This window comes from Georgenia sp. SYP-B2076, assembly GCF_003991205.1.
Taxonomy (GTDB): Bacteria; Actinomycetota; Actinomycetes; order Actinomycetales; family Actinomycetaceae; genus Georgenia.
On record NZ_RXOZ01000011.1, the window covers coordinates 636,711 to 661,749 of the forward strand.

Annotated in this window: 24 protein-coding genes; 10 read left to right on the forward strand and 14 right to left on the reverse strand. The window is 73.9% G+C overall.

From position 1 onward, the window contains the following. Window positions 1-107 precede the first annotated feature (107 nt). The 7 genes from EJK16_RS07695 to EJK16_RS07725 all read right to left on the reverse strand — a co-directional run bounded on the left by EJK16_RS07695 (window position 108) and on the right by EJK16_RS07725 (window position 4,961). Complete coding sequence (locus EJK16_RS07695; RefSeq protein ID WP_164737227.1) at window positions 108-767, reverse strand: bifunctional nuclease family protein; 660 nt, start codon at window positions 765-767, stop codon at window positions 108-110. A gap of 50 nt (window positions 768-817) precedes the next feature. After that, window positions 818-1,486, reverse strand: a complete 669-nt coding sequence (locus EJK16_RS07700) for a MerR family transcriptional regulator (RefSeq protein ID WP_127127879.1) — start codon at window positions 1,484-1,486, stop codon at window positions 818-820. A 125-nt stretch (window positions 1,487-1,611) separates the two neighbouring features. After that, window positions 1,612-2,091 carry an FHA domain-containing protein gene (locus EJK16_RS07705; protein ID WP_127127881.1) on the reverse strand — a complete coding sequence of 160 codons (480 nt, stop codon included), beginning with the start codon at window positions 2,089-2,091 and terminating at the stop codon, window positions 1,612-1,614. A gap of 101 nt (window positions 2,092-2,192) precedes the next feature. Then, window positions 2,193-3,023 (reverse strand): DUF881 domain-containing protein, encoded by an 831-nt coding sequence (locus EJK16_RS07710; RefSeq protein ID WP_127127883.1) that lies wholly within the window; start codon window positions 3,021-3,023, stop codon window positions 2,193-2,195. 3 nt (window positions 3,024-3,026) lie between these two features. Beyond that, window positions 3,027-3,359 (reverse strand): small basic family protein, encoded by a 333-nt coding sequence (locus EJK16_RS07715; protein ID WP_127127885.1) that lies wholly within the window; start codon window positions 3,357-3,359, stop codon window positions 3,027-3,029. Window positions 3,360-3,363: 4 nt separating this feature from the next. Next, entirely contained in the window at window positions 3,364-4,248 is an 885-nt protein-coding gene (locus EJK16_RS07720) for a DUF881 domain-containing protein (RefSeq protein WP_164737228.1), read from the reverse strand. Between the two features lie 98 nt (window positions 4,249-4,346). Then, window positions 4,347-4,961, reverse strand: coding sequence for a CDP-alcohol phosphatidyltransferase family protein (locus EJK16_RS07725; protein WP_240645841.1), 615 nt, complete (start codon window positions 4,959-4,961; stop codon window positions 4,347-4,349). A gap of 75 nt (window positions 4,962-5,036) precedes the next feature. On the opposite strand from EJK16_RS07725, the gene EJK16_RS07730 reads away from it, so the two are divergent. After that, on the forward strand, window positions 5,037-5,705 hold the full coding sequence (locus tag EJK16_RS07730) for a DUF4126 domain-containing protein (RefSeq protein ID WP_127127889.1): 669 nt from the start codon (window positions 5,037-5,039) through the stop codon (window positions 5,703-5,705). A gap of 47 nt (window positions 5,706-5,752) precedes the next feature. Continuing rightward, window positions 5,753-6,742 carry an LLM class F420-dependent oxidoreductase gene (locus EJK16_RS07735; RefSeq protein WP_127128079.1) on the forward strand — a complete coding sequence of 330 codons (990 nt, stop codon included), beginning with the start codon at window positions 5,753-5,755 and terminating at the stop codon, window positions 6,740-6,742. A gap of 147 nt (window positions 6,743-6,889) precedes the next feature. On the opposite strand, the gene EJK16_RS07740 is transcribed toward EJK16_RS07735, so the two are convergent. Further along, on the reverse strand, window positions 6,890-7,657 hold the full coding sequence (locus EJK16_RS07740) for a ribonuclease H (RefSeq protein WP_240645842.1): 768 nt from the start codon (window positions 7,655-7,657) through the stop codon (window positions 6,890-6,892). Between the two features lie 111 nt (window positions 7,658-7,768). Beyond that, window positions 7,769-8,284 (reverse strand): flavodoxin domain-containing protein, encoded by a 516-nt coding sequence (locus EJK16_RS07745; protein WP_164737229.1) that lies wholly within the window; start codon window positions 8,282-8,284, stop codon window positions 7,769-7,771. Window positions 8,285-8,537: 253 nt separating this feature from the next. Between EJK16_RS07745 and EJK16_RS07750 the strand changes: the two genes are divergently transcribed. Further along, on the forward strand, window positions 8,538-10,622 hold the full coding sequence (locus tag EJK16_RS07750) for an elongation factor G (protein ID WP_127127893.1): 2,085 nt from the start codon (window positions 8,538-8,540) through the stop codon (window positions 10,620-10,622). A 64-nt stretch (window positions 10,623-10,686) separates the two neighbouring features. Here EJK16_RS07750 and EJK16_RS07755 read toward each other — a convergent pair whose 3' ends face one another. Both EJK16_RS07755 and pepN read right to left on the reverse strand, forming a co-directional pair. Next, on the reverse strand, window positions 10,687-11,109 hold the full coding sequence (locus tag EJK16_RS07755; RefSeq protein WP_127127895.1) for a sugar phosphate nucleotidyltransferase: 423 nt from the start codon (window positions 11,107-11,109) through the stop codon (window positions 10,687-10,689). 191 nt (window positions 11,110-11,300) lie between these two features. Then, a complete protein-coding gene (pepN, locus tag EJK16_RS07760; protein WP_240645843.1) occupies window positions 11,301-13,943 on the reverse strand; it encodes an aminopeptidase N in 2,643 nt (880 codons plus the stop codon). 155 nt (window positions 13,944-14,098) lie between these two features. Here pepN and EJK16_RS07765 point away from each other — a divergent pair, with 155 nt between their 5' ends. Both EJK16_RS07765 and EJK16_RS07770 read left to right on the forward strand, forming a co-directional pair. After that, on the forward strand, window positions 14,099-15,547 hold the full coding sequence (locus EJK16_RS07765) for a cell wall-binding repeat-containing protein (RefSeq protein ID WP_164737230.1): 1,449 nt from the start codon (window positions 14,099-14,101) through the stop codon (window positions 15,545-15,547). A gap of 221 nt (window positions 15,548-15,768) precedes the next feature. Further along, the gene (locus EJK16_RS07770) at window positions 15,769-16,644 is read left to right on the forward strand and encodes a universal stress protein (RefSeq protein WP_127127901.1); all 876 of its coding nucleotides are present in this window, start codon (window positions 15,769-15,771) and stop codon (window positions 16,642-16,644) included. 61 nt (window positions 16,645-16,705) lie between these two features. On the opposite strand, the gene EJK16_RS20420 is transcribed toward EJK16_RS07770, so the two are convergent. The 3 genes from EJK16_RS20420 to EJK16_RS19830 form a co-directional block, all read right to left on the reverse strand. Further along, window positions 16,706-16,828, reverse strand: coding sequence for a hypothetical protein (locus EJK16_RS20420; protein ID WP_255411473.1), 123 nt, complete (start codon window positions 16,826-16,828; stop codon window positions 16,706-16,708). Window positions 16,829-17,026: 198 nt separating this feature from the next. Further along, window positions 17,027-17,233: a cyclase family protein gene (locus EJK16_RS19825; protein WP_370275988.1), complete on the reverse strand. Its 207-nt coding sequence runs from the start codon at window positions 17,231-17,233 to the stop codon at window positions 17,027-17,029. Continuing rightward, complete coding sequence (locus tag EJK16_RS19830) at window positions 17,234-17,389, reverse strand: cyclase family protein (RefSeq protein ID WP_205739635.1); 156 nt, start codon at window positions 17,387-17,389, stop codon at window positions 17,234-17,236. It lies immediately after the preceding gene. A gap of 119 nt (window positions 17,390-17,508) precedes the next feature. Here EJK16_RS19830 and EJK16_RS07780 point away from each other — a divergent pair, with 119 nt between their 5' ends. The 5 genes from EJK16_RS07780 (at window position 17,509) to EJK16_RS07800 (ending at window position 25,033) form a co-directional block, all read left to right on the forward strand. Continuing rightward, complete coding sequence (locus EJK16_RS07780) at window positions 17,509-18,051, forward strand: DUF6328 family protein (RefSeq protein WP_240645844.1); 543 nt, start codon at window positions 17,509-17,511, stop codon at window positions 18,049-18,051. Next, the gene (arfB, locus tag EJK16_RS07785) at window positions 18,048-18,473 is read left to right on the forward strand and encodes an alternative ribosome rescue aminoacyl-tRNA hydrolase ArfB (protein ID WP_127127903.1); all 426 of its coding nucleotides are present in this window, start codon (window positions 18,048-18,050) and stop codon (window positions 18,471-18,473) included. Before EJK16_RS07780 ends, arfB begins: the two co-directional genes overlap by 4 nt. A 40-nt stretch (window positions 18,474-18,513) precedes the next feature. Then, window positions 18,514-18,975, forward strand: a complete 462-nt coding sequence (locus tag EJK16_RS07790) for an isoprenylcysteine carboxylmethyltransferase family protein (RefSeq protein WP_127127905.1) — start codon at window positions 18,514-18,516, stop codon at window positions 18,973-18,975. Window positions 18,976-19,514: 539 nt separating this feature from the next. Further along, the gene (locus EJK16_RS07795; RefSeq protein WP_255411475.1) at window positions 19,515-23,582 is read left to right on the forward strand and encodes a Pls/PosA family non-ribosomal peptide synthetase; all 4,068 of its coding nucleotides are present in this window, start codon (window positions 19,515-19,517) and stop codon (window positions 23,580-23,582) included. Beyond that, window positions 23,582-25,033 carry a heparan-alpha-glucosaminide N-acetyltransferase domain-containing protein gene (locus EJK16_RS07800; protein ID WP_127127909.1) on the forward strand — a complete coding sequence of 484 codons (1,452 nt, stop codon included), beginning with the start codon at window positions 23,582-23,584 and terminating at the stop codon, window positions 25,031-25,033. The genes EJK16_RS07795 and EJK16_RS07800 overlap by 1 nt, the downstream gene beginning before the upstream one ends. The last annotated feature ends 6 nt before the right edge of the window (window positions 25,034-25,039 follow it).

Consider the following 25,039-nt stretch of genomic DNA (forward strand, 5'->3'; position numbering starts at 1 on the left):
CAAGGGGCAGGTCAACGACGGTGCCCGTGGACGAGTCCGGCGTGTCGCGCCAGGCGTGTCTGAGGCTCGACCCGCGGGTGAGAGATGCGCAACATCTGACGAGCCGGCTACTCCGGAACGGCCCCGCCGCCGGCGTCCTCACCGGTGGGTCCCTCGCCGGGGGTGCCGCCGCGGTCGCTCCTGCCCGGCCCGCGCTCCGGCCCGGGCTCCCCCTCGTGCTTCGGCGGCGGGCCGGGTTCCCCGAAGTCCTCGGGCTCGACGCCGGCGAGGAACGCCCGGAACTCCTCGAGGACTTCCGGTGACTCCGCGCCCCGCCCGCCCGCGGTCCCCCCGCCGCCGGCGGCCTCGGCGATCTCCGTGGCGTCCAGTCCCGCGTCCTCGACGGGGACGCCGGCGAGGGCGAGGAGGCTCTCGTCACAGAGCACCGCGCAGTGGGCGCGCAGCGCGATCGCGATGGCGTCGGACGGGCGGGCGTCGACGACCGCCCCGCCGCTGAGCACCACCTCGGCGTGAAAGATGCCGTGGAGCACCCGGGTCACGCGCACCTCGAGCACGCGGACCCCGAGGCGGTCGAGGATCGAGACGAGCAGGTCGTGCGTCAGCGGCCGCGGCGGGACCAGCCCCGCCTGCGCCGACGCGATGGCGGCCCCCTCGCGGGGGCCGATGACGATGGGCAGCACCAGGTCGCCGCCTGGTTCGCCCAGGACGACGACGACCTCGTTGCCAGGCACGCTGACCCGCACGCCGAGCACCACCATCTCGCGCATGTCGCTACGGTACGTCGCCGTCGGTGGCGACGCGCCCGGAAATTTCCGGATCAGCCGAGCTGGTCGACCGCGGTGCGCAGGAGCTCGGCGTGGAGGGTGGCGTACAGCTCCGCCAGCTCGGCCGCGCGGGCGGCGCTGCGCTCGCGCGCCGCACCGGAGTGCTGGGCCCGTTGCGGCGCGACCACCTGGTCGATCACGTCGGCCTGCCGCTCGGCGTTGGTGCGGACGGTGCGCAGGTGGCGCGGGCTGATCCCGTGGCGGGCGAGGGCGAGGGCGGCCTGCACGACCTGGACCGCGCGACCGGGAAAACGTCCGCGGGTGTCCGCCAGGATGAGGCCGGCCTGGGCCATCTCGTCCAGCTCGGCCTCGCTGGCGCCCGTCAGCTCGCAGACCTCGGGCACGCTCACGCGCGCCCCCGGGGCGGGGAGCACCAGCTCGCCGTCGCGGCTGACCATGCGCGCATGGGACGGCTGCAGGGCGGCGCGCCCGGCGTCGAGGTCCGCGAGCTGGTCGCGGATGACCCGCAGCGGCAGGAAGCTGTCCCGCTGGGCGATGAGCGCGTACCGGATGCGCTCGGCGTCCGCGCGGGAGTACATCCGGTAGCCGGAGCCGGTGCGACGCGGGCTCACCAGGCCCTGCTCCTCGAGGAAGCGCAGCTTGGAGATGGTCACGGCCGGGAACTCCGGCTTGAGCACCGAGAGCACGGTGCCGATGCTCATCGTGGGCTCGTGCGACACCCCGGGGGGCCACGACGACCCGGGCTCGCCGGCGCGCTCCCGCCCGTCGGCGGCTGCCCGGGCCGGACCGCCGCGCTCGTCGGTGGGACGTCGGTCAGCGGCGGGTGTCACCGGGCGTCTGCACCCGCCGGCCCCTGATGGGCGGCGCGCTGACGGCTCGGGTGGTAGGTCAACCGGTACTTGCCGATCTGCACTTCGTCGCCGCTGCGCAGCGTGACGGAGTCGATGCGCTCCCGGTTGACGTAGGTGCCGTTCAGGCTGCCGACGTCGCGCACGGCGAAGCCGCCCTCGACGGCCAGGAACTCGGCGTGCTTGCGCGAGACCGTCACGTCGTCGAGGAAGATGTCCGAGCTCGGGTGACGACCGGCGGTGGTGCGGTCGGCGTCGAGCAGGAACCGGGCGCCGGCGTTGGGACCGCGCTGGACGATGAGCAGCGCCGACGCGGGCGGCAGCGCCTCGACGGCGGCCGCGTCGTCGACGCTCATGCGCTGGGCGGCGAACTCGGCCTCGGCCTCGGACCCGATCGCGCCGAAACGCGCGGTGTTCGTGACGTCAGGACGTTCGGGCTGCTCCGGGGTGCTGGTCATGTGCCTGCCTCCTGGGGGTTGCTCGGTCGTCGGGCGCTCGCGCGTACCCGCTGTGCTCGTCTCCACTGTAGAGGTCCGGGCGACTCCTGGGTCACCACGGCCTAGCGCTCGGCGCCCTCGGCCGGGACGGGCGTGGCGTGCTCCGGCGGCTCGAGGGTGCGCACCGAGGTGATCTCCACCACGTCCCGCTGCTGGAGCTCGACGACGCCCTGCGCGTTGCGCACGGAGGCCAGCGCCCCACCCGGGATGCCGAGGGCGACGGACACGGTCTCGGGGTCACCCACGGCCACCCACCTGTAGGGCGGGGAGATCGCCGTCCCGTCGACGACGACCCCGTGGGCGTCGTCGTCCAAGATCCAGCTGCTCGCCGTGATCCGCTGGCCGGACAGCTCGATGGCCTCGGCGCCGGCGTTGCGCAGCTCCTCGAGGATCGTGACGAGGGTCTGCGCCCGGACGTGGTTCTGCGGGTCGCGGATGGTCAGGACCACGCCGGGACCGCTCACCGGCAGCGTGCCGGCCAGCACGCCCTGGACCCGGGCCTGCTCCCGGGCGGCCGCCTCGGCCGCCTGCCGGGTGTCCGAGCTCGAGCGCAGCTCCGAGAGGTCGGCGCGCAGCTCGTCGCGCTCGTCGCCGAGCTCGGCGTTGCGCTGCGTGAGCTCGTCGAGCAGCCGCACGAGGTCGTCCTGCCTCATGCCCGCCAGGGCGTCGCCCTGCGTCTGGCGCACCTGGGCGACGACCCCGAACCCGAGCGAGGCGCACAGGACCGCGGCGACGACGTAGGTGGCGTTGACCCGCGGCACGAGCAGCGCCCGCCAGGCGCTGCGCCTGCCGCCCGCGGCGGCGCCCCTGCCGGACTCGTCGGGCCCCGGGGTGGGCTCGTCCGGCCCCGTTGCGGGCTGGTCGCCGGGCTTCTCGGTGGGCTGCTCCGACACGGGTCAGGCCCTGAAGACATGGCGCCGGATGGCCGCCGCGTTGGAGAAGATCCGGATGCCGAGGACGACGACGACGGCGGTGCTCAGCTGCGCACCGACACCGAGCTGGTCGCCGAGGAAGACGATGAAGGCGGCGATGAGGACGTTGAACACGAAGGAGACGACGAAGACCCGGTCGTTGAACACGCCGTCCAGGCCGGCGCGGGCCGCGCCGAAGAGCGCGTCCAGGGCGGCGATGAGCGCGATGGGCAGGTACGGCTGGAGCCCGAGGGGCACGGTGGGCTGGAGCACGATGCCCGCGACCACACCGACGACCAGACCGATGATGGCAAGCATCAGCTCAATTCCCCGTCCCGTTCCGGCTCGGGCCGGCACTCATGTTCGCTCCCGACCCTTCCATACCGGACGGCTTCGGCGCCACACCGCCGCCGCCGTCGCCCACGGGAGTGGCGAAGCGCAGCCCGGCGGCCGGGTCCGCGGGCAGCTCGAGGTCCCTGGCGCTGCGGACCTCGACCGTGATGTCGAAGTTGCTGCGCAGCACGCCCAGGTGCGTGGCCGCCGGGGTGCCGGCGAGCCGCGACTGCAGCTGGGTGGGGTCGCCGATCACCTCGACCTCGTAGGGGGAGGAGACGGGCTCGAGGTTGACGAGGACCGCCTGCCCGGCGGACCGGATCGCAGTGGTCGCCCCCAGCCGCTGACCGTCGATGGCGATCGCCTCGGCCCCCGCCGCCCACAGCCCGTTGACGAGGACCTGCAGGTCGAGGTCCTGGACCCGCTCATCCTCGGAGCCCGGCGCGCCGTCCTGCGCGGCGCGGGAGTCCGTCAGCTCGACGACGATGCCGGGCCCGCGCACGCGGACGTGCCCGGAGGCCACCCCGAGGTCACGCATGCGGGCGAGGGCCTCCTCGTCGGTCCCCGCCAGCGCGCTCGCCTGGAGACTCGCGATCTCCTGGGCCCAGGCGTCGTTGGTCGCGCGGAGCTCGTCGCCCTGGGCGCGGCGCTCGTCGATCTGGTTCACCAGCAGTGTCCGCGCGGCGGTGACCTTGCCCTGCGGGACGCGGAGCTCGCGGGCCGCCCAGACGCCGCCCGCGCCCATGGCGACGCAGACGAGCAGGACGACCGCCCGGCGCCACCCTGCACCCTCGCGCGGCGGCCGGCCGCCTGACGCGACGGCGGTGTAGCCGGCGTCGAGGGGGTTCTCGAGCATCTCCCGCAGCAGGGACATGGACTCGTCGGGCCGCCGTCCGGGCGGGCGGGAGGGTGCGGGCGGGCGGGAGGGTGCGGGCGGGCCGGGGGGCCCGGACGGGCGCGGCGTCGCGGGCGTCATCGCGCGCTCACGCCAGGGCGGTCCTGGCGGGAGATGCGCAGGACCTGCTCGAGATAGACCAGAGCGGCGAACCAGTACAGGCCGACCCCCCACAGCGCGCTCGCCCAGCCGAAGGTCCAGGCGACGTCGCCCACGACGCTCGGCACGTTGCCCAGGAGGAGCAGCGGGAACGCGTACATGAGCGCGAACGTGCCCGCCTTGCCGGCGAGGTGCACGGGCAACGGCCCGTAGCCGTGCCGGGTCAGGACGGGCATGGTGCAGGCGAGGACCACATCGCGCCCGGCGATGACGATCACGAGCCACCAGGGCACGACGTCGCGCCAAGCGAGCCCGACGAGGCTGACGAAGATGTAGAGCCGGTCGGCGGCCGGGTCGAGGAGCTGCCCGAGGCGGGAGACCTGGTTGAACCGGCGCGCGATGACGCCGTCGAACCAGTCGGTGGCGCCCGCCACCACCAGGACGACCAGCGCGGCGACGTCCCGCTCGGTGAAGATCAGGACCCCGAAGACCGGCACGAGCAGCAGCCGGCCGCCGGAGATCACGTTGGGCAGGGTCCACACGCGGGAGGAGATCGCCGACGACGTGCTCTCCCGGGGGGCCTGCGTGCTCACCTGCACACCCTACGGGGGCGCGGGCACGCCCGGGTGCGGGCGACGCGCCCGGCCGGGGCGTGGGACCCTGGCACCGTGCTCGAGCTGCTCACCGGGTCCGGGATGGCCATGGCCGCGGGCCTCAACGCCTACATCCCGCTGATATGCCTGGGGCTGCTGTCCCGGTTCTCCGACCTGCTCACGCTTCCCGCCGGGTGGCAGTGGCTCGAGAGCACGCCCGCCCTGGCGATCCTGGCCGTGCTGCTGCTCGTGGAGGTGGTGGCCGACAAGGTGCCCGTGGTCGACACCGTCAACGACGTTCTTCAGACGGTCGTGCGCCCGACGGCGGGCGGCATGGTCTTCGCCGCCGGGTCGGCCTCCCGGACCACCGCGGTGACCGACCCGTCCACCCTGCTGGAGAACTGGCAGTGGGTGCCCGTGGTCCTCGGTGTGGTGCTCGCGCTGACGACGCACACGGTCAAGGCCGCGGCGCGCCCGGTGGTCAACGCCACGACCGCGGGCACGGGCGCGCCAGTGGCCTCCACGCTCGAGGACGTCTCCTCGGTGGCGCTCGTGGTGGTCTCGGTGCTGCTGCCGGTCCTCGTCGCCGCCGTCGTGGTCGTCGTCCTGGTGCTCGTCATCCTCGCGGTGCGTCGATGGGCCGGCGCCCGCGCGAGACGCCGCGCCGCCGCGCGCACCGGGCCCGGGCATGCGGGGCACGCCGGGCACGCCGGGCGCGCCGGGCGCGCCGGAAACCTTCCGTGACGGACGGGGTCGGCGAAGTTCCCTAGGCTGCCGTCATGACTCCTCGCATGCGGTTCGGCCTCTTCCTGCCCCAGGGCTGGCGGTTCGACCTGGTCGGTATCGACGACTCCCAGCACTGGCCCACCATCAGGTCCCTGGCACGGCGCGCCGACGCGGGCGACCTCTGGGAGTCGCTGTGGGTCTACGACCACTTCCACACCACGCCCGTCGCGAGCGAGGAGGCCACGCACGAGGCGTGGTCGCTCATGGCGGCTCTGGCCGCGAGCACCGACCGGATCCGCCTGGGGCAGATGTGCACCTGCATGGCCTACCGGAACCCCATGTACCTGGCCAAGGTCGCCGCGACGGTCGACCACGTCAGCGGCGGCCGCCTCGAGATGGGCATCGGCGCCGGCTGGTACGAGCACGAGTGGCGGGCGTACGGCTACGGGTTTCCCCGCGCCGGCGCGCGCCTGAAGATGCTCGAGGAGGGTATCCAGATTCTCGAGCAGGCGTGGCGCGAGGGCGAGGCGACGTTCCACGGCGAGCACTACGACGTCGACGGCGCGATCTGCCGGCCCCTCCCCCTCCAACCAGGCGGCGTCCCGCTGTGGGTGGCCGGCGGCGGCGAGAAGGTCACGCTGCGCATCGCCGCCCAGCACGCCCGGTACACGAACTTCGTCGGCACCCTCGGGGGCTTCACGCACAAGAGCGCGGTCCTGCGCGAGCACTGCGACGCCGTCGGCACCGACTTCGACCAGATCACCCGGTCGGCCAACTACAACGTGACCATCGGACGCACCGAGGCTGAGGTCGCCGGGCGGCTCGAGGCGCTCGTGGCGCGGCTGAGCCCCCACATGAGCGCCGACGACGTCGAGCGCCAGGTTCACGGATTCAAGGACCTGCCGGCCTATGGCACTCCGGAGCAGATCGTCGAGAAGCTCACCGCCCTGCGCGAGGCGGGCCTGAGCTACGGCATCTTCTACTTCCCGGAGGCGGCGTACGACACGGAGGGCATCGAGCTCTTCGAGCGCGAGGTCATGCCCGCACTCGCCTGAGCAGGTCGGGGGCCGGGGCGGCTCAGGACCACGCAGGCCTGAGCCGGGGCACGGCGCGCCGCCGGCGGTGGCGCGCCGCTGTCAGCGGGCCGGGGGGCGCGGTGCGCCGTCAGCGGGCCGGGGGCGCGCTGACGGCGTCAGCGGGGGTCAGCGCGCGACGCGCCTCGCGGCCTGCGCCTCCTTGGCGGCCCCCACCGCGAGGGAGTCCGCGAGCTCGTTGTGCTCGTCCCCGGCGTGCCCGCGCACCCACTCGAAGTCGGTCCGCCCGGTCCGGGCGCCGAGCTCGGCGTCGATGGCCTGCACGAGCGCGAGGTTCTCGGGCACCTTCCCGTCACCCTTGAGCCAGCCGCGGCGCTTCCAGCCCTTGGCCCACTTCGTCGCGATGTTGATGACGTACTGGGAGTCGGCCCGCACCAGCAGGTCGACCTCGGGGCCGGCGTGCCGCAGCGCCTCGAGCAGCGCGAGCAGCTCGCCGATGTTGTTGGTGCCGTGCTCGAGGCCACCGGCGCCGGTCTCGCCGGTGGTCTGGTCCACCCAGGCCCACCCGGTCGGCCCGGGGTTGCCCAGCGCGGAGCCGTCGGTGGCGACGACCTTGCCGTAGCCGGCGACCGAGCGCGCCGGTGCGGGCTCGGCGGCCGCGCGGCCCCGCCCCCTGGCGGCCGCGGCCGGAGCCTGGGTGGAGCGGGTCAGCCCTCGGCCGTCGAGGAGGGCGCCCACCCGCTCGGTGTGCCAGACGTAGAACACCGTGCCGTCGCGAAGCTTGGCGTCCTTGGCCAGCCCGTCCGAGACGGCGCGCTCGGCGGCGCTGGCACCTTCCTTGAGCCCGAGCTCGGTCAGGTGCTGCCCGACCTCGCGGGCCGTCAGCGCGAACATCTTGCCCAGCTCGGTCTGTGTGGACCAGCTCTTCGAACCCAACGTCTTCTCCTCATGCGGCGGTGGTGCCCGGCCACCCTCCTACGCGCGGGGGGCGCGCGCCACCATGAACACGCCTCCGCCGGCGTGCGGTGCCGCACACCGCCCGCGCGCTCACGCCGCCCGCAGCTGCGCGTCGATCGCCACGGCCCACGCCGTCACCCGGTCGAAGTCGCGCCAGTCCCCGCGGGTCTTCCACCGCTCCAGGAAGCCCGTGGCCTCCTCCCCCACCTTGCCGGCGAACATCACGTACCCCCGCACGCCCGCGCGCTGCGCCAGGGCGGCCAGGTCGCCGGGCACCCGCGCCGCCTCGGGGGCCGACAGCGCCGCCGCGACGGCCCCGTCGTGCGGGTGCTCCCCGGTGGGGCCGGTGCTGAACAGCCAGGTCGGGCCCCCGGGGCGCTGGCGCTCCATCCGCCGCAGGAAGCTGCGACCCTCCGCCATCCACTGACCGTGGTAGATGGCGCTGCCGAGGATCACGGCGTCGTAGGCGCGCAGGTCGATGACGTCCGCGACGGGCAGGACGTCCACGTCCCGTCCGGAGGTGCGCAGCACCGCACCGACCGCCTCGGCGATCTCGGCCGTCGACCCGTGCCTGCTCGCGTACGCCACCAAGACTCTTGTCCCCATGGCCCGCCTCCCGGGGAAGCCGCGACGCCGTCGTCGGCTCGTGGTCCACCCTGCCCCAGCGACGCCGCCGGCGGAAGTGACCATGGTCCCGGGTCGCCCGGCACGACCCGCGGCCCCGTTCGCAGATGCGGGAGGTTTCCCGCCCGGAGCCCTACATCCCGGCGCCGGATGCCAACTAGGATCCTGGACATATCCCGGCCCCGCGGCAGCAGGCCGCAGCAAGCGGGGCAGCTGCTCGACGAGGAGTGTGCCCATGGACGACGTCGCCACCACCTCGATCCGCAACGTGGTGCTGGTCGGTCATGCCGGCAGCGGGAAGACCTCGCTGGGCGAGGCGCTGCTCCACCGCGCCGGCGCCACGAGCCGGCTGGGCCGCGTCGACGACGGGACGTCGGTCCTCGACGCCGAGCCGGAGTCGGTCCGGCGCCGGTCGACCCTCACCCTCGCCATCGCCTCGATGACGTGGACGGTGACGGACGGGCAGACGTGCAAGATCAACCTCATCGACACCCCCGGGCACGAGGACTTCGCCCAGGTCGTGGACGCGGGCCTGTCCGTCGCGGATCTCGCCGTCGTCGTCGTCAGCGCCGTCGACGGCCCCCAGCCCGGCACGGAACGCGTCTGGGCGCGCTGCGCCGAGCTCGGCCTGCCGCGCCTCGTCTTCGTCACCAAGGAGGACAAGCCGTCCGCCGACTACGACCGGATCATCACGCAGGCGCGGGACACGTACGGCGCCGGCGTCGTGGCGCTGGAGCTGCCGGTGGGCTCGCAGCAGTCCTTCCACGGCGTGGTCGACCTCCTCTTCGACCGCTCCCGCGAGTACGACGCCGACGGGCTGGGACGCACGGTGCCCGTCGCCGACGACCAGGTCGAGGAGCAGCGCAGGCGCCGCGACGAGCTCGTCGAGGAGGTCGTCAGCGGCGACGACGACCAGCTCGAGCGGTACCTCGCCGGGGAGACGCTGTCCGCGCAGGACGTCCAGCGCACCCTGGCGCGGGAGGTGGCCGACGGCCTCGTGTTCCCCGTCCTCGTCGGCTCGGCCGCCACGGGCGTGGGCGTCGACCGCCTCGCCGACTTCATCTGCGAGCTGGGCCCCTCCCCCGCGCAGCGGCCCACCACCGTGCTCGTCGGCGGCAGGGCCACCCCCGTGCCGGCTGACCCGGCCGGTGAGCCGCTCGTCCACGTCTTCCGGACCATGGCCGACCAGTTCGTGGGCCAGGTCTCGCTGCTGAAGGTCCTCTCGGGCACGCTGCGCGGGGACGACAAGCTCGTCAACACCACCACGCAGTCCGAGGAGCGCCTCCACGGCCTCTTCTTCCTCCGCGGCAAGGAGCACGTGCCGACCACGAAGGTGGTGGCGGGCGACCTCGGCGGGGTCGCCAAGCTCGCCGCCTCACCCACCCGGTCCCTGCTGGCCCTGCCCGGGCGGCCGGTCAGCCTGGCCCCGCTCCCCGCGCCGGCGGCGGGCTACACCCTCGCGGTGCGGCCGCTGACCCAGAGCGACGACGACAAGCTTCCCGAGGCGCTGCGGCGGCTGTGCGCCGAGGACCCCGGCCTGGTCGTCAACCAGGACGACGAGGCCGGCCAGACCCTCGTCACCGCGGTCGGTGACACCCATCTCGCCGTCGCCCTCGAGCGCCTCGAGCGCAAGTTCGGCGTCAAGGTGGAGACCGAGGCGGTGCGCGTGCCGTACCGCGAGACGATCTCGGCGCCGGTCGAGGTGGAGGGCAAGGTCAAGAAGCAGTCCGGGGGGCACGGCCAGTTCGCCGTCACGCAGCTGCGGGTGAGCCCCGCGGCGCGGGGCGCGGGGCTGGAGTTCGTGGACTCGGTGGTCGGCGGCGCCATCCCGCGGCACTACATGCCCGCCGTCCAACGCGGGGTCGAGGACGCGATGGTCTCCGGCGGCCCGCGGGGCCACCGCCTGACGGACCTGCGGGTCGAGTGCGTGGACGGCAAGTACCACTCGGTCGACTCCTCGGACATGGCCTTCCGCACCGCCGCCGCGCTCGGCGTCGCCCAGGCCCTCCGCCAGGGCGGCTCGATCGTGCTCGAGCCGGTGTCGGCGGCGACCATCACGGTGCCCACCGCCAGCCAGGGGGACGTGCTCGCCGACCTCGCCACGCGCCGGGGCCGCGTCGTCGACACCGGCGGGGGCGGCGGCGGCGAGGAGGTCATCGAGGCCGTGGTGCCGACGGCGGAGCTGCGGCGCTACGCCGTCGACCTGCGGGCGCTGACCGCCGGGCGGGGCCACTACCGCGCCGTGCACGACCATTACGAGCCGGTGCCCGAGAACCTTCTGGCCCAGATCGGGGACCCGGCCGGCGTCGGCCGCGCCTGACCCCCCTGCAGGTGCAGGTGCAGGTGCAGGTGCAGGTGCTGACAGGTCAAGTCCTCGCAGTCGCCTACCCGTCCTCGTGGCGCCCGCCGGCGGGCACCGGCACGTCGGCGGAGGCCACGAGGACGACTTCGGCGCCGTGGGACCTGATGAGCCCGGCCTGGCGCCAGAGGGCGTCCGTGGTGCCCTCGTGGCAGCCCTCCTTCTCGTCCCCCAGGTGCGGGCCGACGAGCATCGGGCCACCCCGGGACCGGTCGAGGTCCCAGGGCCGGCCGCCGGCCAGGTGGCGGTTGATCGACGTCGGGTGCTGCTGCTCGACGACCCACACGTCGTCGAGGCCGCTGTTACGGGCGTTCGAGAAAGGGGTGTCGATGAGGCGGTGGGATCCGGCGAAACGCAGCGCCGGCTTGGCGCGGTGCACGGTGAGCAGGTCGAGACGGCTGCCCGCGCCGCCCGCCAGCACGATGAGCAGGGTGCGGGTGGGGGCCATGTGCCAGCTCCGGAAGCGTTCTGGCGCGTCGGGTCAGTCCGGGCGATCGTGCGTGCCCCGCGCCGCTGCAGCAACCCGAGCGGCGGCCGCGTCACCGCGGGGCGCGGTCCGTACGTGCCGGGTCACCGCCCCCCGCAGATGCTCCTATGAATGTCAGTACTTGACCGCTCGGCGCCCATGGCGGGGGCACCTCACCGCTCGGCGCCCAGGGCGGGGGCGAGCTGGGCGCGGAGCGCGCGCAGGAGGTGGTCGTGGGCCTCGACGACGAGCCGGCGCAGCGCGGCCGGGGCGTCGGCGTTCTGCTGCAGCCAGGCGGCGGCCAGGCGCGCGACCGGGTGCTCCTCCGGCTCCTGCCCCGGCGTGGCGTCCTGGTGCCCGGGGAAGAGGCCCCTGACCAGCCGGCCCGCGATCTCGATCGAGTGCTCGGCCCACACCTGCCGCAGCGCGTCGAAGTAGCGCGGGGCATACGGGGCGGTGAGCTCGGCGTGCAACGGCTGGGTGAAGCCCGCGATCGTGGCGTCCACGTGGTCGTTGGTCAGGCCGCCGGGGCGCATGAGGGTGGCCCACGCGCTCGCCCGGACCGCCGGGTCGGGCAGGGCGGTGAGCGCGGCGAGGTGCTGCGTGGCGCCGTCCGCGGTGGGGTCGCGCACGAGCTCGGCGTTCAGCTCCTCGGTGGTGGCGGCGCCGACGGACGCGAGCGACTGCCACAGCGACCAGCGCAGCTCGGGGTCCAGGGGCAGTCCGGGCACGACGAGCGTGCCGTCGAGCAGCCCCCGCACCCGGGGCGCGGCGGCGGGGACGGTCGCCGCGGCGCGCGCGAACGAGCGCGCCCACACGAGCTGGGCGTCGGAGCCGGGGGCGGCCGCCCGCAGCTGCGCCCAGGACCCGTCCGCGAGCTCGGCGCGGCGGGCGGCGCGCCGGCCGGCGGGCGCGTAGCGCTCCACGGCGACGACGGCGTTCAGGGTCAGGCCCGCCAGCACCGCACTGTCGGTCTCCGCGCCCCCGTGGCGCAGGACGAGCGCGAGGTAGTCCGCCGCCGGGAGCAGCGCGTCGCGCGTGGCGTTCCACAGCGCCGACCAGACGAGCGAGCGAGGCAGCGTCTGGGTCAGCGCGCCGAGGTGGTCCGTCGCGGTGGCCAGGCTCGTGGGGTCGAGCCGGACCTTGGCGTAGGTGAGGTCGTCGTCGTTGACCAGGACGAGCGCGGGCAGCGGCAGCCCGGCCGCCTCGGCCACCTCGGTGGCGGCGCCGGTGACGTCCAGCTCGAGGCGGCGGGTGCGCACGAGCCTCGTGCCGCCGTCATCCTCCTGCAGGGCGTACAGGCCCACGGCGAGGCGGTGCGGGCGCGGCACGCTCGCCCCGGTCACGGGGTCCGCCGCGTCCTGGTGCAGGAACAGGCGGCCGATGCGGTCGCCGTCGGGGACGACGTCGGCGCGCAGCGTGGACGTGCCGGCGGTCTGCAGCCAGAGGCGCGCCCACTCGGTCAGGTCGCGCCCCGAGGTCCTCTCGAGCGCGCGCAGCAGGTCCTCCAACGTCGTCGAGGAGAAGGCGTGCTCGGCGAAGTACTCGCGGGCGCCTGCGAAGAACTCCTCGGTGCCCACGTAGGCCACGAGCTGCTTGAGGACGGAGGCGCCCTTGGCATAGGTGATGCCGTCGAAGTTCTGCTTGGCCGCCTCGAGGTCGGCGATGTCCGCGACGACGGGATGGGTGGTGGGCAGCTGGTCCTGCGTGTACGCCCAGGCCTTCCGGCGGTTCGCGAAGGACACCCACGCGTCGGAGAACTCCGTGGCGGCCACGGACGCGTGGGCGCCCATGTAGTCGGCGAAGGACTCCTTGAGCCACAGGTCGTCCCACCACCGCGGGGTGACGAGGTCACCGAACCACATGTGGGCCATCTCGTGCAGGATCGTGTTCGCCCGCGCCTGGTACTGCGCCCGCGTGGCCGCCGAGCGGAAGACGTAGGACTCCGTGAACGTGACGCAGCCCGGGTTCTCCATGGCGCCCAGGTTGTACTCGGGCACGAAGACCTGATCGTACTTGCCCCACGGGTAGGGGTAGGCGAACTCGCGGTGATAGAGGTCCAGGCCCTGACGGGTGACCTCGAGGATGCGGTCGGCGTCGAGGTGCTCGGCGAGCGAGGCGCGGCACAGCACGCCGAGCGGGACGTCGAGCTCGCCGCCGTCCGGCAGCGGGCCGCGCCAGCCGCCCGTGACCCGGTGGTAGGGCCCGGCGACGACGGCGGTCAGATAGGTGGACATCGGCGGCGTCGGCGCGAAGGTCCACCGGCTCACGGCGTCACCGGTTCCCGCGGCGTCCCCGAGGTGGTCGACCACGGCGACGGGCTGGTTGGACAGCACGTGCCAGCCCGCGGGCGCCGTGACCTCGAACGTGAAGCTGGCCTTGAGGTCGGGCTGCTCGAGGTCGGCGAAGACGCGGCGGGCGTCCGCCGGCTCGTACTGGGTGTAGAGGTACGTCTGCCCGTCCACGGGGTCCACGAACCGGTGCAGGCCCTCGCCCGAGCGTGAGTAGAGCGCGTCGGCCTCGACCGTGACGACGTTGTCCCCCGCCAGGCCGTCGAGCAGCACCCGGGCGCCGTCATAGACCTCCGCCGGGTCGAGGGACCGGCCGTTGACGACGACGGACCGGACCTCGCCCAGGAAGTCGAGGAACGTCGTGGGCGCCGAGGACGTGAAGCGCACGGTCGTGACCGAGGGGAAGGTGGCGCGCGCCGGGTCGGGCGCGCCGCTCAGGTCCAGGCGCACGTGGTAGTCGCTCACCCGCAGGTGGGCGGAGCGGTCGCGGGCCTCGGCCCGGGTCAGGTTCGCCGTCGTTGTCACCCCGGCAGACAACCACATCGCCGCGACGGCGATCCAACCGCGAGCCGGTTCCCGTCCAGCACCGGCCGGTTCACTGCCCCGAACCGGTTCACCTTCGACGCCGCCTGCCGATGTGGTGGATGACTCCTGTCCGTCCAGCAGAATGGCACGCCCCCGTGAGAGCTCGTCCCGTCATCGCGGCGCTCGCCGCAGTCGTCGTCGCCGTCACCGCCATGGCCGTCCCGGCCGTAGGGGCCGGTGCCACCGCGGCGGGTACGGCCGAGATCTCCCGGCTGGAGGGGACGGACCGGTATGTCACGGCGGCGACGATTTCCGAGGCGACTTTCGCCCCCGGGGTGAAGGTCGCCTACGTGGCCAGCGGCACCGACTTCCCCGATGCCCTGGCCGGGGCGCCCGTGGCCGGCATGGGTGGCGCGCCGGTGCTCCTCGTCCCGCCGAGCGGCATCCCCGCCTCGGTCCGGACCGAGCTGGTCCGCCTCAAGCCGGGGCGCGTCGTCGTCCTCGGCGGCACCGGCGCCGTCAGCGCCGCGATCGAGACCCAGCTGGGGACGTACACCCGCGGCGGCGTCACCCGCCTGGACGGGGCGGACCGCTACGCCACGGCGGCGACGATCTCCGAGGCGAGCTTCGCCCCCGGGGTGAAGGTCGCCTACGTGGCCAGCGGCACCGACTTCCCCGATGCCCTGGCCGGGGCGCCCGTGGCCGGCATGGGTGGCGCGCCGGTGCTCCTCGTCCCGCCGAGCGGCATCCCCGCCGCGGTCCGGACCGAGCTGGTCCGCCTCAAGCCGGGGCGCGTCGTCGTCCTCGGCGGCACCGGCGCCGTCAGCGCCGCGGTCAAGACCCAGCTGGGGACGTACACCCGCGGCGGCGTCACCCGCCTGGACGGGGCGGACCGCTACGCCACCTCGGCGACGATCTCCAAGGCGAGCTTCACCACGGGAGCCGACGTCGTCTACCTCGCCAGCGGCACGGGGTTCCCGGACGCCCTGGCCGGCGCCCCGGCGGCCGCGACGGCGGGCGCGCCCGTCCTGCTCGTCGCCCCCACCGGCCTCCCGGCCGCCGTGCGCACAGAGCTCGTCCGCCTCCGTCCCGCGAGCATCGTCGTCGTCGGCGGGCCCGGCGCGGTCAGCGGCGCCGTGGCCGCGCAGGCGGCCACCGCGGTGGCGGGGAGCGAGATCGCCAGGATCGCGGCGGCGTACTCGGCCCCGCCGGCCGGCCGCGGCGCGGGGGTCCGCGCGCTGGCCTGGGCCCAGACCCAGCTGGGTGTCCCGTACCGGTACGGCGGCGCCGACCCGACCGGGTACGACTGCTCGGGGCTGGTCATGCGCGCCTACGAGAACGCCGGTGTCCAGCTGACCCGCACCACCAGGCAGCAGTGGGCCTCCACGACCCGGGTGGCGCTGGCAGACCTGCAGCCCGGCGACATCGTGTTCTGGTCCAGCGACGGCGAGCCGTCGGGGATCTACCACAACGCCCTGTACGCCGGCGTGGACCCCGTCACCGGGAAGCACATGCGACTCCAGTCACCCTCGCCCGGCAAGGTCGTCGAGCTGGTCCCGATGTACGAGACGAACCTGCTGCCCTTCGGCGGCCGCATCGGCTGAGCCGCCGGCCCTGCACCGCCACCGCCCGGCCGCCGGCCCTGCACCGCCACCGCCCGGCCGCCGGCCCTGCACCGCCACCGGGCGGCCGGCGGGGGGCCGCCGTCGGGTCGCCGGTGTCTGGTCAGCGCCCCGCCCGCGTGCCAACCTTGCCTCACGGCGGTCACCCGCTCGCAGCAGGCATCTCGACGACGGGCACGGGCGCCCAGGAGAGAGGTTGTGCCATGACATCCCCGACATTCCCCGACGGCGCGGTGGTCGTCGGCGTGGACGGCACGGGCAAGGCGGAACGGGCCCTCGTCTGGGCCGGGAACGAGGCCGCTCGTCGCAAGGCCGCGGTGCACATCGTCTACGCCTTCCCCTGGCTCACGTCCGTGCGCAGCGACGTGGTCATGCCGGCGGCGGACGTGGTCGAGGCGGGCGAGCGCATCACCACGGCGGCGATGAACCAGGTCCGCGCCGCGCACCCGGAGGTCACGGTCACCACCGAGGTCCTCCTGGAGGAGCCCGACGTCGCCCTCGTCAACGCCTCGGAGCGCGCGTCCTTCGTCGTGATGGGCGCCCGGGGCCTCGGGAGGATCGCGAGCCGGCTGCGTGGCTCGGTCTCGCAGAAGGTCGCCTCCCACGCCCACAGCCCGGTGGTCGTGGTCCGCGAGGAGGCCAAGAAGATCGACGGTCCCGTGGTGGTCGGCGTCGACCTCGAGGACAACGCCACGAACGTGCTGGAGTTCGCCTTCGCCACCGCGGCCAGCCGCGGGTTCGGCGTGCTGGTCGTCCACGCGGACCGCGGGGACAACGTCCGCCCAGAGTTCGTGGACGAGGGCGTGCAGCGCTTCCTCAGCAAGCGGTCGGAGGCGACCGCCCGGGCGGTCGAGGAACTGGTCTCGGGTGTGCGGGAGCGGTACCCCGAGGTTCCCGTCGAGATCAAGCGAGTCGCGGGTCACCCGGTGGACGCGCTCGTGAGCGAGTCCGAGCAGGCGTGCATGGTCGTCGTGGGCAGCCGTGGTCGCCGCGGCCTCGCCGGCCTCGGCTCGGTCAGCCGCGGCGTCCTCCACGAGGCGCCCGTGGTGGCGGTCGTCCGGGAGCCGGCGGCGACGTAGACGCCCGGGGGCTGCGGGACGCCGCGAGCGATGGGGACGCCGCTGGGCACGGGGACGCCGCTCAGTGCCCGAAGGCCTCCTCGAGCCACCACGATGGCTCGTCGCCGACCACTTTCGCGTCGACGAGCAGCGGGGTCGAGCGTGTCCCCTCCAGCCAGGTGCGGACGGCGGCTACGTCCGCCACAGCGCGCACCGTCACCCCCGTGAACCCGTAGCCGCGTGGGATGGCCGCGATGTCGGTCGGTGGGAGGACGACGGTCGACAGGTCCGCCCCTGACGGGGCGAGGTGGTGCAGACTCCTCGGCCACCCACTGCGCGCACGCCGCAGACATGCCGGGGCTGTGCGGGCCCGTCTCGCTCCGGTTGATCCCCTGCTCCTGCGTCACGCGGGCCGACCAGCGGTGCGGCACAGGAGCCAGCCGCCGTCGTGCAGCGGCCCGTGCTCGTCCACGAAGGCCCGGATGTGCTCCACCTCGACGAGGAAGTCCGGGTCCGCGGTCACGTTCGCCGCATCGTCGCGGACCACCGCCGGGGCGATGAGGCGGGCCGGCGGCACGGAGGAGATATCTTCCTGGTCCCGCCCGGTGATTCAGTGTTCCGGGGCGTCGAAGTGGGTTCCTGTGTGCTCACCCGTGCGGAAGTTGTTCCAGTACCAGGCCGAGCCGCGGTCGTCGTACCGGCTGATCTCCTCGAGCTGGAAGCGGGCGGTCTGGCCCAGCTGTCCGGCCAGCCCGGCACACGGCACCGGACCCGTACCGGCAGAACGGCTGAGCGGTCGCGCACCACGCGCCCGAGGGGCCGGGACACCGGCCGACGCCTATGCTGGGGCGGCCCGGCGCGGGCCGGGCGGGTGGAGGAGCTGTCGTGGACGAGGGATCGGACGGCCGCGGCCGGGCCGGCAGGCTGGCGCAGGCGTCGGGGCCGGACGACGACCTGTCCGACGGCCGTCGCGAGAGCCCGGAGCAGCGCGCCGACCGGAACTGGAACGAGCTTCTCCAGGAGCTGCGCGTCACGCAGACGGGGGTCCAGATCCTCACCGGCTTCCTGCTCACCCTGCCGTTCCAGAACCGTTTCGCCGACCTCGCCCCGGATCAGGTCGTCGTCTACCTCGTCCTGGTCATCCTCGCCGCCGCGACGACCGTGCTCGTGATCGCGCCGGTGAGCCTGCACCGCCTCCTGTTCCAGCGACGGCTCAAGCCGGAGCTCGTCCGGGCAGGCCACCTCGCCGTGCTCGGCGGCCTCGTGTCGCTCGCGCTGGTCGTCTCCGGCACGGTCCTGCTCATCTTCGACGTCGTCGTGGGGCGCGGCGCGGCGATCGGTGCCGCCGGTGGGATCCTCGCGGTGCTTCTCGTGGGCTGGCTGCTCGTGCCGATCCTCTTCGGGCGCCGGGGGCGCCGCCGCCCATGATCGAGCCGGTCCGGGTGACCTCGACGGTCGTGCTGGACCCGGGCGAGCTGCGGTGGCGGTTCTCGCGCTCCCGCGGGCCCGGCGGGCAGGGCGTCAACACGACCGACTCGCGCGTCGAGGTCGCGCTGGACGTCGCCCGGACGCCGTCCCTGAGCCAGGCGCAGCGAGAACGCGTCCTGACGGCGCTCGAGGGCCGGCTCGTCGACGGCGTGCTCACGATCGCGGCCTCCGAGCACCGTTCGCAGCTGCAGAACCGGCGTGCGGCCCTCATGCGGCTCGTCGCGCTCCTGCGGGAGGCGCTCGCGCCGCCCGCCCGTGCGCGTCGCGCCACCCGGCCCTCGCGGGGCGCCGTGCGCCGGCGCGCCGAGTCCAAGCAGAACCGCAGCAGGACCAAGCAGCTGCGTCGTCGACCGACTGACTGACTGACCGACTGATCCCACACCTGAGGCACGGGAGAGGCACATGGACCGCACAGACACGCTGGTCGCCGCGCAGGCCGTCGCCCTGGCAGGCCTGGCGTGGCCCGGGCCACCGCTGTGGCGACCGAGGGCGCCGGTCCGCGCCGCGGGGGTCCTGCTCGCCGCCGCGGGCGCCGCGCTCGCCCTCGCCGGCGTGCGGCCGTACGGGCGTCACCTCACCCCGCACGTGCAGCCCGCGCCGGCGGTGCCGTTGATCACCACTGGCGCCTACCGCGTCATCCGGCATCCGATCTACACCGGGCTGACGCTGGGCGGCGCGGGGGTGGCGCTGCTCCGCCGTCGCCCCGAGCCGGTGGCGTCCTGGGCGGTCCTGACCGCCGTCCTCACGACCAAGTCGCTCCTCGAGGAGCGCGCCCTCACCAAGCGCTTCGGTGCGCAGTACGTCGCCTACGCGGCGCGGACGCCCCGTCTGCCCGGCCGACGCCGGCGACGTGCGGACGGATAGGTCGACCTCGCCCCCCCGACTGACACCAAACGCACCACCGCAAGCGCCCAGACCCAGCAACAACGTGTCACTCGACGCGCCCCCCGCGGGCCGCGGGCTTGAGCCGCGCAGCCCACCTGCGCCCGGGCGCCCGGAGCCGCGGCGCCGCGGAGCTCCGCAGCCGGGGCTGTGGGCTGTGGGCTGTCGACCGCCGAGCGCCGCGCGCCGGCTGCGCCGACTGCGCCGACTGGGTGACGGCTATGGCTCACCGCCGCAGGCGCCACCGGGGGACACACCCTCGACGACCCTCAAATCACCCCAAATCACCCCCGCCCTCGCCCCCCACCCACCTTCCGATTTTCCCCCGGACTTCATCCAGCCCATGCGTGGCAGGCGCTGTAGGACACGTGTTGGACTCGAATCTGACCAAGCCGACGTCGGCTTCCAGGACCTCCTGGGGTGCCGACGACGGCACGGGAGGACACGTGACGGAACAGTCGTCGCTCGGGCAGGGATCGGGCACCTTCGAGACAGGCAAGCCGCGCCACGAGACGCTGGGTGTGGGAGTCCAGGACAGGCCGCGCACCACCCACCGGAGGGGGCCGCACCCGTCCCGGTTGCACCACGTCTTCGAGAGCACCTGCGACGCCAGGCCGGACGCCACGGCGCTCGAGTGCGAAGGTAGGAGCGTGAGCTACAGCGAGCTGGACGGGCTCGCCAACCGCCTCGCCAACTACCTCCTGGCCACGGGCCTCGCCCCCGGCTCGCGCGTCGGGATCCTGATCCCACGGTCGGTCGAGATGTATGCGTCGCTGCTCGCCTCGCTGAAGGCGGCGGCGACCTTCGTGCCGATCGATCCCTCGGCGCCGGCGGAGCGGCTCGCGTTCATCGCCGAGGACTCCGCGCTGGACCTGGTGCTGACCACGTCGGCCTTCGCGGACGTCTGCGACGAGCTGCCCATCCGGGTTGTGCACGTCGATGCCGTGGGCGGCGAGCTGCTCGGAGCGCCGAAGGGGCGCCCCAGCATCGCCGCGTCGGGCGACCCGGTCTGCTACATCATCTACACCTCGGGCTCCAGCGGGCGGCCCAAGGGTGTCGAGGTCACCCAGTCGAGCATCTGCAACTTCATCAGCATCATCCCGGAGATCTACGGGGTGCTGCCCTCGGACCGCGTCTACCAGGGCATGACGATCTCGTTCGACTTCTCCATCGAGGAGATCTGGCCCACCTGGGCAGTCGGGGCGACGGTCGTGGCGGGTCCCGACGACGGGCGCCGGGTGGGCGCCGGCCTCGCGGACTTCCTCGAGGACGCGGCCATCACGATGATCTACTGCGTCCCGACGGTGCTGGCGACGCTCGACCGGACCATCCCCTCGATCCGCACCGTGAACGTCGGTGGCGAGGCCTGCCCGGCCGAGCTGGTCGAGCGCTGGGGAACTAACGGGCGGCGCATCCTCAACACCTACGGCCCCACCGAGACCACCGTGACCTGCACGTGGGCCGAGCTGCGCCCCGGCAAGCCCGTCACCATCGGCCGGGCGCTGCCGACCTACACGATCACCCTGCTCGACGACGCGCGCCGGCCGGTGCCTCACGGCGAGGTCGGGGAGATCTGCGTCGGTGGCCCGGGTGTGGCACGCGGGTACGTCAACCGGCCCGACCTCACGGCGGACCGGTTCATCCCCGACCCCCGTGGCGGCGGGAGGATCTACCGGACCGGTGACCTCGGACGGATTCTCCCGGACGGGGAGATCGAGTACCTGGGACGGGCGGACAGCGAGATCAAGATCCGCGGGCACCGCGTGGACCTGCAGGAGATCGAGAACCTCCTCCTCGAGGACGAGCACGTCTCCGCGGCGGTGGTCAAGCTCCTGCCCTCCCCCGGCACGGGAGGCGAGCTCGCCGGCTACCTCTTGATGAACGAGTCCCTGCCCGTGGACGGCGCGCTCCTGACCCGCCTGCACGCCGAGCTGCGTCGCAAGGTGCCGCCCTACATGGTGCCCGCGTACCTCGAGGTCCTCGACGAGATCCCGATGCTGCCCAGCGGCAAGGTGGACCGCAAGAACCTCCCCGACCCGCAGACCCAGCGCCTCATCGGCGGGGACAAGGAGCACGTCGCCGCCCGGACCCCCACCGAGCAGCGGATCGCCGCCGTCTGGGAGGAGGTGCTCCATCTGCCCGCGGGCACGATCTCGGTGGAGGCCGACTTCTTCGACGACCTGGGCGGTCACTCGCTCATCGCCGCGACCGTCGTCTCCCGGCTGCGTTCCGGGCAGAGCGACTCGCGCCTGTCGATCATGGACCTGTACGCACATCCCACGGTCGCCTCCCTCGCGCAGCGGCAGGACGAGGACTCCCTCGAGCGGGACGCCCTGGGCGGGACGCAGGTCGAGGCGGCCGCCCCGCCGCGCCCGAAGCCGCCGCGACGGTGGCGGGTGGCGACCCTCGGCCTGGCCCAGGTCGGGTGGATCTACACGATGCTCGTCGTCTTCATGCTGCCCATCGCGGTCGTCTACAGCATCCACCGGGGCGAGCCGTCCGTCGTGATGGTCGAGCAGCTCGCGCTCACCTTCCCGGTCTCCTACCTCGTCGGCCGGTGGCTCTTGCCGCTGGCCGCCGTCCGGCTGCTCTGCCGACGGCTGGGGGCGGGCACCTACCCGCTGTGGGGCTGGGTGCACCTGCGCGTGTGGGCGGCGCAGAAGGCCATGACCCTCTCGCCGCTGAACATGCTCTCCGGCTCGCCCTGGGCCGCGGGCTACCTGCGCCTGGCGGGGGCGCGCGTGGGCGAGGCGTGCCACATCGGTACCGCGCAGATCCCGCTGCCCTCCCTGCTCACCCTCGGTGACGGCGCGACGGTCAGCTATGCCGCCCACCTCAACGCCTTCGACATCGCCGACGGCGTGCTCACCATCGGGCACATCCGGGTCGAACGGGACGCCGTGGTGGGGGCGAACACCGTCCTGCACGGACCCTGCACGGTCGGTGCCGGCGCGATCCTGCGGGAGCAGTCGCTCCTGCAGTCCGGTCAGTCGGTCCCCCCGGGCCAGACCTGGCTCGGGTCGCCGGCGAAGCCGCTGGCGTCGAAGGGCGACCCGGTCTTCGAGCTGATGGCCGACTGCACGCTCGCGCCCCGCACGTGGCCGCATCGGCTGCTACCCGGCTTCGCCGTCGGGCTGGCGATCCTCGAGCTCATGCCGCTCGCCACGCTCGTGCCGATCGTGGCCCTCGTGTGGTGGTCGCTGCTCCAGCAGGGCGAGCTGGCCGCGCTGATCGTCACCGCGTGCTCCGGGCCGCTGTTCGTAGCCACCACCTGCACGCTCATCCTGGGCATCCGACGGCTGGCGCTGCCCGCGACGCCGGTGGGCGTGCACCACCTCCGCTCGCAGCTGGGCATGGAGAAGTGGTTCGGGGACAAGCTCTTCGAGCTGAGCCTGGAGCTGACGAACACGCTGTACTCGACGCTGTACACGCCGATCTGGCTGCGAGCGCTGGGGGCGCGCGTCGGGCGCGGCGCGGAGGTCTCGACGATCGCGAACATCGACCCCGACCTGCTCACCCTCGAGGCGGACAGCTTCGTCGCCGACATGGCGAGCGTCGGCAGCGCTACGTACTGCAACGGCCACGTCGCCTTCCGCGCCACCGACGTCGGCACCCGTGCCTTCGTCGGCAACGCCTCGTTCATCCCGTCGGGCATGCACCTGGGTGACGGCTCGCTCATCGGCGTCCAGTCGGTCCCGCCCGTCGCGGGCGTCGCCCCGGGCACGTCGTGGCTCGGCTCGCCGCCGTTCTTCCTGCCGCGCCGCGAGATGTACGACGAGTTCACCGAGGCACAGACGTTCCGCCCGTCCCGCCGTCAGGTCCGCAACCGCTACATCATCGAGTTCTTCCGGATCGTGCTGCCCAGTTCGGTCCTGGCGCTCTCCACCTTCGCGACGCTGTACACGCTCTCCTTCGTCGCCGCCTCGCAGGCGATGTGGGCAGTCGTCCTCGCCCTCCCCGCCATCGCGCTGACGGCCAGCCTGACCGTGGTGCTCCTCGTCGCAGCGCTCAAGTGGGTCGTCGTGGGCAGGTACCGCCCACGGGTCGAGCCGCTGTGGAGCGGCTTCGTGCGTCGGACCGAGTTCGTCACCGGCATCTACGAGGCCGCCGCGGTCCCGGTGCTGCTCGCCATGCTGGCCGGCACGCCCCTGCTCGGCCCTGTGCTGCGCCTGTTCGGCGCGAAGGTCGGCCGGCGCACGCTCGTGGACACCACCTACCTCACCGAGTTCGACCTCGTCCGCATCGGCGACGACGTCGCGGTCGGCACCGCGGCGTCGCTGCAGACGCACCTCTTTGAGGACCGCGTCATGAAGATGTCCACGATCACCCTCTCCGAGCGGTCCAGCGTCGGCTGCCGGGCGGTCGTGCTCTACGACTCCGTCGTCGGCCAGGACGTCACACTGGCGCCCCTGTCCCTGGTGATGAAGGGCGAGAGCCTCCTGCCGGGCACGACGTGGTGCGGGATCCCCGCCCAGCCGGGCGAACGGCGCCCGCGCCCCCAGCCCGACCGGACCGTGAAGCGCGAGCGTGTCCCGCGGCCCGGCCTGTCCGCGCAGCCCGACCGGGCCACCGATGAGGGAGCGTCGTGATGCGCCGCCAGGCACCACCCCTGTCCGCGAACGCCGGGGGGCCCCCGCTCCGGGTCACGCCCATCGAGGAGTCGACGACGAGCACGCGAGCCGCCACACCGGCGGCCCCACAGGTCGTGGCGGGACCGGGCCCCGGGCCGGTGACGACCACCCGGCCCGCCGCAGCCGCCGCCGCCGAGGTGACGATCCCCCACGACTGCGAGCCGGCCACGCTCGCCGCCAAGCGCGGGGCCGGCGCGGCCAAACCAGGCCGGCTCACCGGGATCGACATCGCCCGCTGTGTGGCGGTCTTCGCGATGATGTCCGTGCACATCCTTCCCGCCGTCGGACCGAACGGGGCCATGTCCCTGCCCTTCGTCCTCGCGGCGGGGAAGTCGGCGGCGCTGTTCGCCGTCGTGGCCGGGGTCGGCGTCGCCTTCTCCTCGGGCCGGGAGAAGCGCCCGCGCGGCCGCCGCTGGGTGGCCGCCGCCGCCTCCATGGTCGTCCGCGCGGTTCTCATCGCGACGATCGGGCTGCTGCTCGGCGAGGTTGTCCCCTTCGACACGGCCGCGGTGATCCTCGCGTACTACGGGATCCTGTTCGTGCTCGCGATCCCGCTGCTGTCCCTGTCGGTCCGCTCCCTCGCCGTCCTCGGGCTGGTGTCCGCGGTCGTCATCCCCGTCCTGAGCCACCTGGTGCGCCCGGAGCTGGGTACGCCGGCCCTGATCAACCCGACCTTCGGTGAGCTCGCCGACCCGGGCGCGCTCCTGAGCCAGCTGTCCCTGACCGGCATCTACCCGGCGGTCCCGTGGGTCGCCTACATCTGCGCCGGCATGGCGGTCGGACGATCCCGGCTCGCCTCGCGCGGCGTCGTCCTGCGGATCACCGTCATCGGCGTCGTCCTCGCGGTGGCCGCGAGCGCGACGTCGTGGTTGCTGCTGAACCCGCTCGGTGGCTGGAAGCACCTCGAGGCCGTCGCCCTGCCCAACATGACGCTCGTGGAGTACACCGACCTGGTGGTCTGGGGCGCAGACGGCACGGTGCCGACCACGTCGCCCTGGTGGCTGGCCCTGCTCACGCCGCACTCGACGACGCCCCTGGACCTGCTGTACACGACAGGGATCGCGCTGACGGTGGTCGGCGTCGCGCTCCTGCTCGGGCGGGTCGCGGGGCGGGTGCTGGCGCCGCTCGCCGCCGCCGGCAGCATGCCCCTGACCCTCTACTCCTTCCACCTCCTCATGCTCGCCTCCCCATTCATGCCCGCGAGCCCCACCGCGACCTTCGTGCTCCAGGCCGTCGTGCTCGTCACCTTCGCCAACCTGTGGAGCCGACGGTGCAAGCGGGGCCCGCTGGAGCACGCGCTCTCCTTCGTGACCGACCACGTGCGCACCCTCATCATGGGCGCGCGGCGGACGCCCACGCCCGACCACCGGACGCCCGACCACCCCCTCGCCCCGGCTGGGGCCCGGTAGAGCACG